The organism is Mesobacillus maritimus (assembly GCF_044803185.1).
Taxonomy (GTDB): Bacteria; Bacillota; Bacilli; order Bacillales; family Cytobacillaceae; genus Mesobacillus_B; species Mesobacillus_B maritimus_B.
Genome location: NZ_CP085225.1, coordinates 4,490,080 through 4,504,242 on the forward strand (window position 1 = coordinate 4,490,080; position 14,163 = coordinate 4,504,242).

Annotated in this window: 12 protein-coding genes and 1 other annotated feature; of the genes, 5 read left to right on the forward strand and 7 right to left on the reverse strand. The window is 40.4% G+C overall.

Annotation, left to right across the window (positions count from 1 at the left end; all coding sequences use genetic code 11):
* Window positions 1-11 precede the first annotated feature (11 nt).
* Window positions 12-614 (forward strand): 30S ribosomal protein S4, encoded by a 603-nt coding sequence (rpsD, locus tag LG336_RS21760; protein WP_404329558.1) that lies wholly within the window; start codon window positions 12-14, stop codon window positions 612-614.
* 512 nt (window positions 615-1,126) lie between these two features.
* Here the strand turns inward: rpsD and tyrS are convergent.
* Entirely contained in the window at window positions 1,127-2,386 is a 1,260-nt protein-coding gene (gene tyrS / locus LG336_RS21765; RefSeq protein ID WP_404329559.1) for a tyrosine--tRNA ligase, read from the reverse strand.
* Between the two features lie 63 nt (window positions 2,387-2,449).
* Window positions 2,450-2,665 (reverse strand) — a binding site (T-box leader).
* Between the two features lie 138 nt (window positions 2,666-2,803).
* Here tyrS and LG336_RS21770 point away from each other — a divergent pair.
* On the forward strand, window positions 2,804-5,653 hold the full coding sequence (locus LG336_RS21770) for a transglycosylase domain-containing protein (protein ID WP_404329560.1): 2,850 nt from the start codon (window positions 2,804-2,806) through the stop codon (window positions 5,651-5,653).
* A 68-nt stretch (window positions 5,654-5,721) separates the two neighbouring features.
* On the opposite strand, the gene acsA is transcribed toward LG336_RS21770, so the two are convergent.
* Window positions 5,722-7,440 carry an acetate--CoA ligase gene (gene acsA, locus LG336_RS21775; protein ID WP_404329561.1) on the reverse strand — a complete coding sequence of 573 codons (1,719 nt, stop codon included), beginning with the start codon at window positions 7,438-7,440 and terminating at the stop codon, window positions 5,722-5,724.
* A 207-nt stretch (window positions 7,441-7,647) separates the two neighbouring features.
* On the opposite strand from acsA, the gene LG336_RS21780 reads away from it, so the two are divergent.
* From LG336_RS21780 to LG336_RS21790, 3 genes are read left to right on the forward strand one after another with little or no spacing between them, the layout of a single operon-like run.
* A complete protein-coding gene (locus LG336_RS21780) occupies window positions 7,648-8,280 on the forward strand; it encodes a GNAT family N-acetyltransferase (RefSeq protein ID WP_404329562.1) in 633 nt (210 codons plus the stop codon).
* A 36-nt stretch (window positions 8,281-8,316) separates the two neighbouring features.
* On the forward strand, window positions 8,317-8,964 hold the full coding sequence (locus LG336_RS21785; RefSeq protein WP_404329563.1) for an acetoin utilization AcuB family protein: 648 nt from the start codon (window positions 8,317-8,319) through the stop codon (window positions 8,962-8,964).
* The gene (locus LG336_RS21790) at window positions 8,961-10,142 is read left to right on the forward strand and encodes an acetoin utilization protein AcuC (RefSeq protein WP_404329564.1); all 1,182 of its coding nucleotides are present in this window, start codon (window positions 8,961-8,963) and stop codon (window positions 10,140-10,142) included. Before LG336_RS21785 ends, LG336_RS21790 begins: the two co-directional genes overlap by 4 nt.
* A 35-nt stretch (window positions 10,143-10,177) precedes the next feature.
* On the opposite strand, the gene ccpA is transcribed toward LG336_RS21790, so the two are convergent.
* The 5 genes from ccpA to LG336_RS21815 all read right to left on the reverse strand — a co-directional run bounded on the left by ccpA (window position 10,178) and on the right by LG336_RS21815 (window position 14,094).
* Window positions 10,178-11,179, reverse strand: a complete 1,002-nt coding sequence (ccpA, locus tag LG336_RS21795; RefSeq protein WP_404329565.1) for a catabolite control protein A — start codon at window positions 11,177-11,179, stop codon at window positions 10,178-10,180.
* Between the two features lie 215 nt (window positions 11,180-11,394).
* Entirely contained in the window at window positions 11,395-12,471 is a 1,077-nt protein-coding gene (locus LG336_RS21800) for a bifunctional 3-deoxy-7-phosphoheptulonate synthase/chorismate mutase (protein ID WP_404329566.1), read from the reverse strand.
* 260 nt (window positions 12,472-12,731) lie between these two features.
* The gene (ytxJ, locus tag LG336_RS21805) at window positions 12,732-13,058 is read right to left on the reverse strand and encodes a bacillithiol system redox-active protein YtxJ (RefSeq protein WP_404329567.1); all 327 of its coding nucleotides are present in this window, start codon (window positions 13,056-13,058) and stop codon (window positions 12,732-12,734) included.
* A gap of 107 nt (window positions 13,059-13,165) precedes the next feature.
* Window positions 13,166-13,597, reverse strand: coding sequence for a YtxH domain-containing protein (locus LG336_RS21810; protein ID WP_404329568.1), 432 nt, complete (start codon window positions 13,595-13,597; stop codon window positions 13,166-13,168).
* 17 nt (window positions 13,598-13,614) lie between these two features.
* Window positions 13,615-14,094, reverse strand: coding sequence for a DUF948 domain-containing protein (locus LG336_RS21815; protein WP_404333254.1), 480 nt, complete (start codon window positions 14,092-14,094; stop codon window positions 13,615-13,617).
* Between the last annotated feature and the right edge of the window lie 69 nt (window positions 14,095-14,163).

The window sequence follows — 14,163 nt, forward strand, 5'->3', positions numbered from 1 at the left end:
AGGAGTCATTCATGGCTCGTTATACCGGCCCAAGCTGGAAATTATCCCGCCGTCTTGGAATCTCTCTAAGCGGAACAGGTAAAGAATTAGAAAAGCGTCCTTACGCTCCTGGACAACATGGTCCAAACCAACGTAAAAAGCTTTCCGAATACGGATTGCAATTACAAGAGAAGCAAAAGCTTCGTCATATGTACGGAGTAAACGAGCGTCAATTCCGCACTCTATTTGATAGAGCTGGAAAAATGGCTGGCGTACACGGTGAAAACTTCATGGCTCTTTTAGAGTCTCGTTTAGACAATGTTGTTTACCGTCTTGGTCTTGCTCGTACTCGTCGTCAAGCACGTCAGTTAGTAAACCATGGCCACATTCTTGTTAACGGATCTCGCGTAGATATCCCATCTTTCCGCGTTGCTCCTGGTCAAACAATTGGCCTTCGTGAAAAATCACGTAACCTTGACATCGTTAAAGAAGCAGTTGAAGTGAACAACTTCGTACCTGACTACTTAACTTTCGATGCAGACAAGCTAGAAGGAACTTTCACTCGCGTACCTGAGCGTTCTGAACTTCCAGCTGAAATCAACGAAGCTCTTATCGTTGAATTCTATTCTCGTTAATAGTTCCAGTGACAAACCCTTTGCCATTATTGGCAGAGGGTTTGTTTTTTTGTTAGGATAAAACTATTAGTTTTTGAGCGTATATTTGGTTATTTATAGTTAATTGAGAGTCGTGGTAGATTTGTTTTGTTTGAAAGATACGGTACGGTGTATAGTATTTTTTCCTGTACAGGGAATATACTCGTCCAAACGGGGAATATAATGCTCGTAACAGGGAATAAAAAGACCCGTACTAGCAAAAAGGTCTAGTGAAGAGGGTATTTTATCATGTAAATCGAGGTTTAGCAGTCGATTAAGGTTAAAAATACCCACCCGAAAAGTCATTTTCTAATAAAGTCATTAGTTTTTGAGCGAAAAGGCGTATATTTTGGTTATTTAGGGTCATTTTTCAGTCGTAGTAGATCTGTTTTATTTGCATATACTATACGGTGTATAGTATTTATTCCCTGTACAGGGAATAAACTCCGCTTTCATAGCAAAAAACACCCGAGCTTTTTCGGGTGTTTCTTGAATTAGTATTTAATTAGGAAGTATTTCTTCTTCCCACGACGAATAATCGTAAATTGGTCTTCAATCCGATCCTGCTCACTTAATACATAGCCTGTATCGGTAACCCGCTCGCCATTGATGTAAACAGCACCATTGCTGATATCTTCACGCGCTTGGCGTTTTGAAGGAGAGATCTTGGCTGATACTAAAAGCTCAACAAGACCCAATTCTTCCTCAGCAGAAGCGTCAAATGATGGGACATCTTTAAAACCTTGCTTGATTTCTGCTGCAGACAAATTCCGTACCTCACCACTAAAGAGGGCTGCAGAAATCTTGATTGCTTGCTGTAAAGCATCTTCTCCATGAATCAAACGAGTCATTTCTTCAGCAAGCGCTTTTTGGGCCTTACGTAAATGTGCTTCTGTTTGAAGAGAAGCTTCAAGTGATTCAATTTCCTCTTTTGAAAGGAAGGTGAAGAATTTTAAGTATTTCACAACATCTGCATCAGCCGTGTTAATCCAGAATTGGTAGAATTCATAAGGAGAAGTCTTTTCTGAATCTAGCCAAATTGCGCCACCTTCCGTTTTACCAAATTTCGTCCCATCTGCTTTTGTTACAAGTGGAATGGTAAGTCCGTATGCTTTTGAACCCTCTGGGGCCATTTTACGAATCAACTCTAGACCTGTTGTGATGTTCCCCCATTGGTCACTTCCACCAATCTGTAGTTTACATTGATGGTTTTTATATAAATGTAGGAAATCCATTGCTTGCAGAATGGTGTAAGTGAATTCCGTAAAAGAAATTCCTGTCTCAAGCCTTGATGAGATTGTATCTTTAGCAAGCATGTAGTTTACACCAACATGTTTTCCGAAATCACGTAGGAAGCTAACCACATCTAGCTTGCTGGTCCAATCATAGTTGTTGACCATGATGGCACCATTTTCACCCTCAAAATTAAAGATTTGTTGAAGCTGCTTTTGAATACCCTGGACGTTTCTATCCACATCTTCGGTTGTTTGTAGCTTTCGCTCTTCACTTTTCCCACTTGGATCTCCAATTAAGCCTGTTGCTCCACCAACGAGAACGATTGGACGATGTCCCTGATTTTGAAAGCGTCTTAATGTTAAAAAAGGTAATAGATGACCTATATGCATACTATCCGCGGTTGGGTCGACCCCACAGTAAAGAGAGATTTTTTCACTTTCAAGTACTTTCTCTAGTCCTTCTTCATCTGTTTGCTGGTAAACCACTCCACGCCACTGTAAATCTTCTAGTAATTTCATCTTGAACTTCCTCCATCTAAAATAATCTCGAATTCATCGCATAAAAAAGCACCCCTGCAATAATGCAGGGGCGCTATTATGCGCGGTACCACCCAGCTTGAAAACACAAATGTTCGTTTTCCACTCAATAATATAACGGTTTACCCGTTCGTTGCTACTTTCAGTTCACAACGACAGCTCAGGGAGGTAATTCATCTTTCTATTTGTACCGACTCACATCACCCGCCGGCTTTCTGAAACAGGGATAGAAACATTACTGGGTCCCATCTTGGCCTTATTATGTAGTTATTAAAGCATTTTTACCATACTGAGTCGATAATTGTCAAATATTAAATGAAAAATTAGGAAAATGCTCCCTGTTGTGATTCCCACCCCTCTCTTTATGCTATAATGTATGTGATTTTAGGGGGAATGAGAATGAACCAAGAAAAAAAAGGATGGAAAGCGATTTTATCCTCTTTGCAGTCATTTTTTACAAATAAGAGAACAGTAAAAAGTGCTAGAATCACCTATAATGTCGTTTGGAATCTTGTTTTACTTTTTATTATTGTAATGGTCATTGGCGCTGGTTTTGCCGGTGGGGCCGCAGCCGGGTATTTTGCCTCGCTAGTTAAAGACGAGCCTATCCGGTCCTATGAGCAAATGCAAAAGGACATCTATAATTACGAGGAAACCTCTGAGTTGTATTTTGACAAGGACGTCTATCTCGGGAAACTTAGAACAGATCTTTATCGAGAAGAGGTAAAACTTGAGGATGTTTCCCAATACCTCATCGATGCTGTCGTAGCAACCGAGGATGAGTACTTTTATGAGCATGATGGAGTTGTCCCAAAAGCAATTTTAAGAGCAGTCTTCCAGGAGGTAACCAATTCTTCCATGCAATCAGGTGGAAGTACTTTAACACAACAGCTCATAAAAAATCAGATATTAACGAATGAAGTCTCCTTCGAGCGGAAAGCGAAGGAAATTTTGCTTGCCCTCCGCCTAGAGAAATTTTTTGATAAAGAAGAAATTCTTGAAGCCTACTTAAATGTTTCTACCTTCGGCCGAAATGCTGCAGGCAATAACATTGCTGGAGTCCAAGCAGCTGCAGAAGGAATCTTCGGCGTTGACGTGAAGGATTTAACACTCCCGCAAGCCGCCTTTATCGCTGGTTTGCCACAAAGTCCATTTGGTTATACACCATATAGCAGCGACAATGGCAAGCTTAAGGAAAACCTTGAACCAGGTTTAACCAGAATGAAAACGGTACTTTCCAGAATGTATACTGGAGGCGCCATAACACAAGCGGAATATAATGAAGCGATTGAGCATGATATAACAAAGGATTTCATAACAGAAACAGAGGATGGAAATACCATCGGTGAGTATCCTTGGCTAACCTTTGAAATTGAAAAACGGGCTGTTGAAGTTCTTTCCTATATTTTAGCCGAAAAAGATGGCTATGAGAAAAAAGATTTAGATGCAGATGACACCTTAAAAGGTGAATATCTAGCTCTAGCAGACCGTGACCTTCGCCAAAATGGTTATAATGTCCATACCACTATAAACAAGGATATTTATGACAAGATGCAGGATGCTGCAGCTAATTTTCAACTATATGGAAACGATAAACCAGAAGAAATTATCAATCCTGATACCGGCAAAAAGGAAAAAGTTATGGAGCCTGTTGAATTAGGAGCCATTCTAATTGAAAACAAAACAGGAAAAATCATTAGCTTCGTTGGTGGCCGCGATTTTGATCGGGAACAAATAAACCATGCAACTGTTTCGAAACGAGCGAATGGCTCAACAATGAAACCATTGCTTGTGTATGCTCCTGCAATGGAGCTTGGAACTCTACAACCAGGCTCGGTATTGCCTGATGTCGAGGCTTACTTGAATGGTCCTGGTAAACCATGGCCGAGTAACTATGATAAGAGATATAGCGGAGTAACTTCAGCTAGATATGCACTGACAAGATCTTATAATGTCCCTGCCGTTATTGCCTATAAAAATATTCTTAATCAAAGACCGACTACTTTCCTAGAAAAAATGGGTTTCACCTCTCTAGCAGAGTCTGACCATACGAATCTCTCAGCAGCACTTGGTTCTATTGAGGGGGTTACTGTCGAGGAAAACGTTAATGCTTACGGAACCTTTGCTAACGGTGGTCAATTTGTTGATGCTTATATGATTGATAAAATTACCGATAAAGATGGAAATCTGGTTTACCAACATGAAGTAAAGCCGGTTGACGTATTTAGCCCTCAAACCGCTTATTTAACCATTGATATGATGCGGGATGTTGTTAACCGAGGGACAGCAACCTCTCTTCATAATCGCTTAAAGTTTAGCTCGGACTGGGCTGGGAAAACCGGAACTGGACATAATTATTATGATTCCTGGTTCGTTGCCACCAATCCAAATGTCTCTTTCGGTGTTTGGAACGGGTACGATACGCAAAAATCTCTTGAGACCACTTATAAAGGGGTTAGCTACGGAGCAAGAAATATTTATCTATGGGCAGATTTAATGAATGCTGCCTATGATGTAGACCCTAAACTCGTTGATCCAGAAGAACGGTTTGAAATGCCTGGTGGAATCGTAAGAAGATCCTATTGTGGGGCATCTGGTTTATTGCCTTCGCAAGCCTGTTCAGATGCTGGCCTTGTTCAAACTGATTATTTTAACGCAAAATATGTTCCGACAAAGGTTGACGACACCTTGTCTTCAAGTAAATTTGTAAGGATTGGGGACAGACAATACTTTGCTCTAGATTCAACGCCAGCCGAATTCGTTGAAACGGGCGGTGTGACCTTGGACCCAAGCTATATGGAGAGCATTCTTGGACATAAAATTAGCAATCCATCGCAGCTTGTTCCAAATAGAGGAGCTTGGACAAAAACACTTGTTTCTAATTCAAAGATGGCGGAAAATGGCCGAACACCAGCTGCATTAGGAATTAGTAATGATGGGAAAAACCTTAAATGGAATACTCATCCTGACAAAGATGTAATTGGATACCGTGTTTATAATGATGGCAAGAAAGTTGGAACACTAAAAGCAGGTTCGAAGCTTTCTTACAAGGCTGGAAATGGAAACTTCTATGTAACGGCCATTGATATCGCTGGAAAGGAATCGGCTCCTTCCAATGTTATTAAAATAGGTGAGGAAAAACCTAAAGAACCAAAAGAACCTAAAAAACCTGAAACACCTGAAACACCTGAAAAGCCTGAGCAACAAGAGGCAGAAAAACCAACAAACACAGAAAACAACAATGAGTAAAACTAAAAGGAACCGCGTCTAGTATGGACGCGGTTCCTTTATTTTTTCTTTCAGTGTATCTAATTATCTTAATCTTCCATCGTTGATAAATCACCAGTTGGTAAATCAAGCTCCCATGCTTTTAAGACACGGCGCATAATTTTCCCACTTCGTGTTTTTGGAAGTTTATCACGGAAATCAATCTCTCTTGGGGCAGCGTGTGCAGCCAATCCCTGTTTTACAAACTGTCGAATTTCTTCTTTTAGCTCATCGGTTTGCTCATAGCCAGCTCTTAAGGCGATAAACGCTTTAATGATTTCACCTCTTACTGGATCTGGTTTCCCAATAACTCCTGCTTCTGCTACAGCTGGATGCTCTACAAGTTTACTCTCAACCTCAAACGGTCCAACACGCTCTCCAGAAGTCATGATTACATCGTCAATACGTCCCTGGAACCAGAAGTAGCCTTCTTCATCCATATAAGCAGAGTCACCAGAAACATACCAATCGCCCGGCATGAAATAAGACTCATATTTTTGCTCATTATTCCAGATGGTATGCATCATTGAAGGCCAACCTTTTTTGATAGCCAAATTCCCCATACGATATGGCGGCAATTCTTCTCCACGATCATCGACTATGGCAGCCTTTACGCCTGGAATTGGTTTCCCCATTGAGCCGGGCTTAATTTTCATACATGGATAGTTACAAATTAACTGGGCTCCTGTTTCTGTCATCCACCATGTGTCATGAATACGAAGATTGAACACCTTCATTCCCCAACGAACAACCTCAGGATTCAAAGGTTCCCCTACACTTAAGATATGGCGGAGGCTAGATAAATCAAACTGTTTAATCACTTCATCCCCAGCCCCCATTAACATTCTAAAGGCGGTCGGCGCACTATACCAGACGGTAACACCATATTCTTCAATCATGCCATACCAAGCTTCTGGACTAAAACGGCCACCTACAACAACATTTGATGTACCTGTTAGCCAAGGGCCAAAGATACCGTAGGAGGTTCCAGTTACCCAGCCAGGGTCAGCTGTACACCAATAAACATCCTCTTCTTTTAGGTCTAGAACCCATTTTGCTGTTTGGTATTGTTGAATCATTGCATTGTGGACATGAAGAACTCCTTTTGGCTTTCCTGTTGAACCTGAGGTATAGTGAAGAATAAGACCATCATTCTTATCTACCCATTCAATTTGAAGGGATTTACTTGCCTCAGCTAGTTTCTGATTAAAGTGAATGAACTTTCCTGATTCCTCAATATCGCTGCCCACAAGGAAAATGTGCTTTAATGCTGGTAGTTCCTCGACTGGTACCCTTTTTAATAGTTCAGGGGTTGTAACAAGAACCTTTGCTTCACTGTCTTGAAGACGATCACGTACAGCCCCTTCCATGAACGCTTCAAACAACGGGCCAACGATAGCTCCAAGCTTAATTGCTCCTAGTACAGTGAAGTATAACTCAGGAGATCTCGGCATAAAGATGAATACTCTATCCCCTTTTTCAACGTCTCCATAGGTTTTTAAAACGTTTCCCGCTTTATTTGAGAGTTCCTTCATTTCTTTAAACGTATACTTCTCTTTTCGCACTCCATCTTGGTAGTATAGGGCGATTTTATTTTTACGGGAGCTTTCCGCATGGCGATCAATTGCTTCATAGGCCATATTCACCTTTCCAGTTGCTTTCCAAGAAAAGTTCTTTTCTGCTTCTTGCCAGTCAAACTGGTTGTATGTTTCTTCATAGTTTTCTAGATTATGTGGACCTTGAATCACTGGTAGCGCTTCCACCTTCATTGAATCATCTCCTTTTCTATGTATGTTTATCGTCTATTATAGTATAGATTCTTTATTTTCACAATTTTAAAATTTTTACATTCGTCATTTTTACTATTTTCCCCTTGTTTTCAATAGTAATATACTGAAAATTTTGTGAAAACGCTTTAATTTTATAGAATTCATGTATAATAGAGAGAACATTTCTAATAGTTTGGTGGTGAACGAATGGAACATAAAAAAACATATAATGCCAAAGAATTAAAGACTGTACATGGGAGCGTGATCATTGAGGGTCCTGTCTCGCCAGAAAAGCTTGCAAAACTTGAGTTTCATCATGACTTGGTTGCCTTTCGCCCTCCAGCTCAGCAGCACAAAGCTCTGGTTGAGATTGCAGGGCTTCCAGAGGGCAGGATTATCATTGCAAGGCATAGTGATATGGTGGTAGGATATGTCACTTATCTATATCCAGATCCACTCGAACGTTGGTCCGAAGGTGGGATGGAAGAATTAATTGAGCTTGGAGCGATTGAGGTGATTCCCAAGTTTCGTGGCTGTGCCGTGGGCAAAAATCTTCTGATTGTCTCGATGATGGATGATGCGATGGAAGATTATATTATCATCACTACCGAATATTATTGGCATTGGGACCTTAAAAATACAAAGTTAAATGTATGGGACTACCGCAAGATGATGGAAAAAATGATGAATGCTGGCGGACTTACTTGGTATGCTACGGATGATCCTGAAATAAGCTCTCACCCTGCTAACTGTCTAATGGCGAGAATTGGCGCAAGGATTGGCCTTGATTCCGTCGAGAAGTTTGACCGTCTGAGATTTATGAATCGTTTCATGTATTAATGAAACCGAGAACTCACGCGAACGAGGGGGATCCACATGATTGTAGAAGAAATTATGAAGACCGAACTTACCACACTTAGTAAACATCATACCATTGAAGAAGCCTGTCGATTAATGGAAGCAAAGCGAATTAGACACCTCCCCATTGTGGATGAAGACAACCTATTAGTTGGACTAGTAACCGATCGCGATATCCGAGATGCGATGCCTTCGAGGTATCTTTACAATCCCAATCAAGAGGTCCTTAAAAATACACTTGAAAGCCTGATGACAACCGATTTAATTACCTGTCATCCACTAGATTTTGTCGAAGAGATTGCGGCCCTATTTTATGAGCATAGCATCGGGTGTCTTCCAATTGTAAAGGATCAAAAGCTCGTTGGAATTGTGACAGAAACGGATTTGCTTCATACTCTTATTGCTTTAACAGGAGCACACCAACCTGGTTCACAAATTGAAGTGAAGGTCCCTAATAAAGGTGGAATGCTTAATCAGGTTGCTTCTATTATTAGCGCTCGAAAAGCAAACATCTCTAGTGTCCTAGTTTATCCATATGAAAAAGACGAACAGTACAAAATTCTCGTTTTCCGTGTTCAAACAATGAATCCAATTAGTATGATTGAAGATCTTAAGAAAGCTGGTTTTCATGTGCTATGGCCTAATTTGCCAGGTGTTTCATCATGAGTGATCGCTCCGTCTTCGTCTATTCAGAGGATTTACTAAAGTATAAGTTTAGTAGCCATCACCCTTTTAATCAAATCCGTTTAAAGATGACACTTGATTTATTAAAAAAAGCCAATGCAATTACGGACCAAGATATTGTTCCACCTCGTCCTGCTACCGACGAGGAGCTACTTTTAATCCATGATCCTAATTATGTTGAGGCTGTTCGTCAAGCTGGAAAAGGACAACTTCGTGAGGAAACAGCGGAAGGCTATGGCCTTGGGACAGAGGATACTCCTATATTTGCCAATATGCATGAAGCAAGTTCACTTCTAGTTGGGGGTACTTTGACAGCTGTTGACCAAGTCATGAGTGGAAAAGCGGACCACGCCCTCCACCTTGGTGGTGGGTTGCATCATGGTTTCCGGGGGAAAGCTTCCGGCTTTTGTATCTATAATGATAGTTCTGTTGCAATCAAATATCTCTTGGAGAAATATAAGGTTCGGGTCCTTTATGTCGATACCGATGCTCACCATGGCGATGGAGTCCAATGGTCCTTTTATGATGAGCCCAATGTCTGTACCCTGTCAATCCATGAAACTGGCCGCTACCTGTTCCCAGGAACGGGAAATGTAAATGAGCGTGGACAGGGTAAAGGCTATGGTTATTCATTCAATGTACCGGTAGACGCCTTCACTGAGGATGAATCATGGTTACACGCCTATTCTAATGCCCTTATGGACGTTGCAGAGTTTTTTAAGCCTGATGTCATACTTACACAAAACGGTGCCGACTCGCATTACTATGACCCACTCACACATTTATCAGCGACCATGAAAATATATCGAGAGATCCCAAAACTTGCACATGAAATCGCACATAAGTATTGTAATGGTAGATGGATTGCTGTCGGCGGCGGTGGTTACGATATTTGGAGAGTCGTGCCGAGAGCATGGGCCTTAATTTGGATGGAAATGACCGAAAACTCAAATTGTTATGGCAGTTTACCGGATGATTGGGTTCAGTATTGGCAAGAAAAGAGTAATGTTACCCTTCCTCGTGAATGGGAAGATCCGGAAAATTTATATCCGCCCATTCCTCGGAAAGAGGAGATTACCGAGAAAAATAAACTCACAGTAGAGAAAGCGCTCTACCCAATTCATCAGCAAAAAAGAACTAGAGAACATATGAAAGAATAAAGAAAAAATGACCGCTTTGTTAGGCGGTCATTTTCTTAGTTTTTCGTTGAGTCACGAAACTCAATTCTATGGGGAAGAACGACGGTTTGATCATCTACTTCTTCCTTGTTCATCAATTTGGTCAAAAGCCTCATAGCCACTGCCCCAATGTCATACAATGGCTGGACGATTGTTGTTAGCTGTGGACGGACCATCAGCGCAAGCCTTGTGTTATCAGAGCTGATTACTTCAAAGTCTCCTGGTACACTATAGCCTTTATCTACCGCTCCATGAACGACTCCAAGGGCCATTTCATCAGAACCAACAATAATAGCAGTGGGCTTATCCTCCATTTCAAGCAATTTTTCAATCGCTTCAATGCCTGAATCATATGTGTAGTCGCCTTCAACCACCAAATTCTCATCAAAATCATACCCTGCTTGTTCTATTGCTTTCTTGTACCCTGAGAGCTTCTTAACTTGATTAATTGGTTCTAATAGTGGACCTACCACAAAGGCAACCCGTTTATGCCCTTTCTCAACCATTAGTTGGACGGCATCCAAAATGCCCTGTTCATAATCAATATTAACGGAAGGCACGGTTTCAGATTCCTCAATTGAACCAGCTAGTACGATTGGTACAGGTGATTTTTTAAATTCTTCAACATGTTCGGCTGTAATATTACCGCCCATAAACACAATGCCATCAACTTGTTTCCCTAGCATCGTATTCAATAAATGTAACTCTTTGTCTTTATTTTGGTCTGAGCTACTAAGAATGATATTGTATTTGTACATTGTGGCAATATCTTCAATCCCTCTAGCTAGCTCGGCAAAGAAAGTGCTTGAGATATCTGGAATGATTACCCCGACTGTAGTCGTTTTCTTACTCGCTAGTCCTCTTGCAACTGCGTTTGGTCTATATCCTAGTCGATCGATAACCTCCATTACCTTTTTACGTGTAATAGGTTTCACGTTAGGGTTTCCATTCACTACACGTGACACCGTTGCCATTGATACATTTGCTTCTCTTGCTACATCATATATTGTAATATTCATGACTTTCACTCCTTTAAGTCCGTACCAAGCTTTCTTATATTTTACAGCATAATGGGTTCATTTAAACATTTTTACGATTGTGATTGTATGTACAAGAACAATTTATTAATTAATCATACGCTATCCTGTCAATTCTCGCAATGTAGACGTGAGATAATCTTTCATTTTTCCCGTAAAAAGCCTTCCCATTACGACGGGAAGGCTAAGTTTACATGTTAAATTTGTACGAAAGCTGATGAGCGCAAGGATTGAACGAATTCATCAAACTGCTTAAGGTCCATTTGCTGAGCATTATCTGATAATGCAACCGCAGGATCTGGATGTACCTCTGCCATAACACCATCGGCACCAATTGCTAGTGCTGCCTTTGCAGTAGGAAGGAGTAGATCCCTTCTACCAGTTGAGTGTGTCACGTCTACCATAACCGGTAAATGTGTTTCTTGCTTGAGAATCGGCACAGCGGAGATGTCTAGAGTATTTCTAGTAGCTTTTTCGTATGTGCGGATGCCTCGTTCGCAAAGGATGATCTGTCCATTCCCTTGTGCCATGATGTATTCAGCTGCATTGATAAATTCTTCAATGGTTGCTGAGAGGCCACGTTTTAGTAGAACTGGCTTGTTAACCGCCCCTGCTGCTTTTAAAAGCTCAAAGTTTTGCATATTGCGTGCTCCGATTTGAATAACATCGATATAATCTATAGCTGTTTCAATATCATTCGGATGAACAATCTCACTGATTACAGCCATATCGTATTCGTCGCCGACTCTTTTAAGAATTTTCAAACCTTCCAGTCCAAGCCCTTGGAAATCATATGGAGAGGTTCTAGGCTTGTATGCACCACCACGAAGCAATTTAAAGCCTTTTTCCTTTACAGCAGCAGCAACAGTCGCTACCTGCTCATAGGATTCAACTGAACATGGTCCGAACACAAATTGTTGGCTACCATCCCCAATTTTGACCCCTTTTACTTCAATAATGGTGTTATCCGGCTTTTTCTTTCTTGAAACAAGTAGAGCCTTACGGTGATCGTCTTCTTGAAGCTCAAGGCCTGCTTTAAATATCTGTTTGAAAATATGTTCAACAGTAGAGTTTTCAAAAGGGCCGTTATTCTGTTCCTTAATTAGGTCTAGCATATGACGTTCACGAACAGGATCATAGCGATGTACACCTTGTGTTTCTTTGGCCTTTCCTATTTCCTGAACAAGTTGTGCTCTTTCGTTGATTAATGATAGCAATTGCAAGTTCAATTCATCAACACGATCTCTTAATTGATCGAGCTTAATATTCGTCATTATTCCCGCCCCTTTATTATCATTTATTCAGAATGTACTGCATTTTCTATAATTAGGATTTATTATATCTGAAATTATTTAGTTTGTCACGAAGAATTTCTTTAATAATTAAACGCTTTTAAGCGCTAAAGCGTAATGTATACCTTAGGTAGGTTTCGCAAACTCTATTGTCATTGACAAAAGATGGTTGATTTCTAAATGTTTCCTTCATTCAAGAAGAGCTATATTTATAGAAAAACACCCATGAATCTCATGGATGTTTATTTATTTTCCTCTAGGGCAGTTGCCAATGATTTTTTTGTTATTTTCCAATGAGATGCATGCCAAGCTACATCTGAGTTTTTAAAGAAAATGGCTTGTGGTGATTCATGTTTAACGTGGTAGCTCTCGGCAATATGATTTGAAAGAGGTTTCGCTTCTTGAACCGCTAGGTAATAGCAAGGTACGTCCGCATTGTTTGCAAATTGTTCAAATTCAGTAAAAGCAGCTTGGCTTATAGGGCATGTTAAGCTATGTTTAACAAAGAAGAAAGGGTCAACGCCTTCCGCAAGCTTGTTGAATTCCTCGATTGATTCTATTTTTTTCATTTCTCTCACTCCTCACTATTTTCTACAGAATAAAAAATCCTAATCTGTCTTTTATGTAATTATAAACGGTGAAGTAATCTTATCACTTCACCGTTTTATATACAAATTTAGTGATTCAGTTTCGATTCTGTCTCATCGAAAGCCCTCTGGGTTTCTTCTAGCTTTCTTTGAATTTCTTCACTACTATTTTGGAAATCAGCAGAATCTCGATCACTCTCATCGAGAACTTGTTTATCTCTCACTTTCTCTAATAACTCATGCGACTGATGTGAAACTGAATGTACAACTGAACTGGCCTTCTCCTTGGCAACATTCGCCAATTCATTACTCTTGCTTAAAGCTTTCTCTTTCACTTTATCTGTTTTTTCAAGAATATTGTTGGTTTGTCCATTAATCGTAGTTCGTAAATCCCTTCCGGACTTTGGTGCAAATAGTAAAGCTGCTGCTGCCCCTGCGAGTGCTCCAATAAAGGCCCCAACCAGAAAATCCCGTGAGTTTGTCCTTGAATCATCCTTACCATTCATTTCTCTACTTGTCATTTGATTTTCACCTCTTTTTATTGATTTGCTCTTTCTCTTTTTCTAATAAGGATTTCTTCCCCTTCTGTCTGGTATTCAACTGAAGAAGTCTTTCTTGCGTTCCACCTTTGCTTTAACTCTAAAAATACATTGCTCCACTGAACAACCTGAGAAATCTTATCCTGACTCTTGTCGATTTGTTGATCTACCATAGAAGTAATATTTTGGATTGAACTGTTAAAACGTTGTACAGAATGTCCAACATCCTTAACCGCAATCACAACTGAGTTGAGGTTTTCTGACTTTTCTTGAATATCCTCTGCAAGTGAATTTGTCTTATGTAGTAATTCTGTCGTTTCCCGGGTCACCCCATCAAGTTGCTTTTCTAGACCAGTAAGCGTGTGGGCCACACTATCAAGTGTACCTTGTAGCGATTTTAAAGTCTTTGCCAAGTATATGACAAGAACCAAAAAAGCGATGGCTGCCACTGCAGCACTTAAATAAAGAATAATTTCCAACTTCGCACCTCCATTAGCCTTATCAATCATTTTCCCTAAATAGAAGGGAAACAAACCACTCCCAATTAT

Excerpts from the sequence above, each read along its gene's own strand:
- LG336_RS21770 (WP_404329560.1), top strand. The coding sequence starts at position 2,804 with ATGAACCAAGAAAAAAAAGGATGGAAAGCGATTTTATCCTCTTTGCAG.
- LG336_RS21790 (WP_404329564.1), top strand. The coding sequence starts at position 8,961 with ATGAGTGATCGCTCCGTCTTCGTCTATTCAGAGGATTTACTAAAGTAT.
- LG336_RS21780 (WP_404329562.1), top strand. The coding sequence starts at position 7,648 with ATGGAACATAAAAAAACATATAATGCCAAAGAATTAAAGACTGTACAT.
- ccpA (WP_404329565.1), bottom strand. The coding sequence starts at position 11,179 with ATGAATATTACAATATATGATGTAGCAAGAGAAGCAAATGTATCAATG.
- rpsD (WP_404329558.1), top strand. The coding sequence starts at position 12 with ATGGCTCGTTATACCGGCCCAAGCTGGAAATTATCCCGCCGTCTTGGA.
- LG336_RS21810 (WP_404329568.1), bottom strand. The coding sequence starts at position 13,597 with ATGACAAGTAGAGAAATGAATGGTAAGGATGATTCAAGGACAAACTCA.
- tyrS (WP_404329559.1), bottom strand. The coding sequence starts at position 2,386 with ATGAAATTACTAGAAGATTTACAGTGGCGTGGAGTGGTTTACCAGCAA.
- acsA (WP_404329561.1), bottom strand. The coding sequence starts at position 7,440 with ATGAAGGTGGAAGCGCTACCAGTGATTCAAGGTCCACATAATCTAGAA.
- LG336_RS21785 (WP_404329563.1), top strand. The coding sequence starts at position 8,317 with ATGATTGTAGAAGAAATTATGAAGACCGAACTTACCACACTTAGTAAA.
- ytxJ (WP_404329567.1), bottom strand. The coding sequence starts at position 13,058 with ATGAAAAAAATAGAATCAATCGAGGAATTCAACAAGCTTGCGGAAGGC.
- LG336_RS21800 (WP_404329566.1), bottom strand. The coding sequence starts at position 12,471 with ATGACGAATATTAAGCTCGATCAATTAAGAGATCGTGTTGATGAATTG.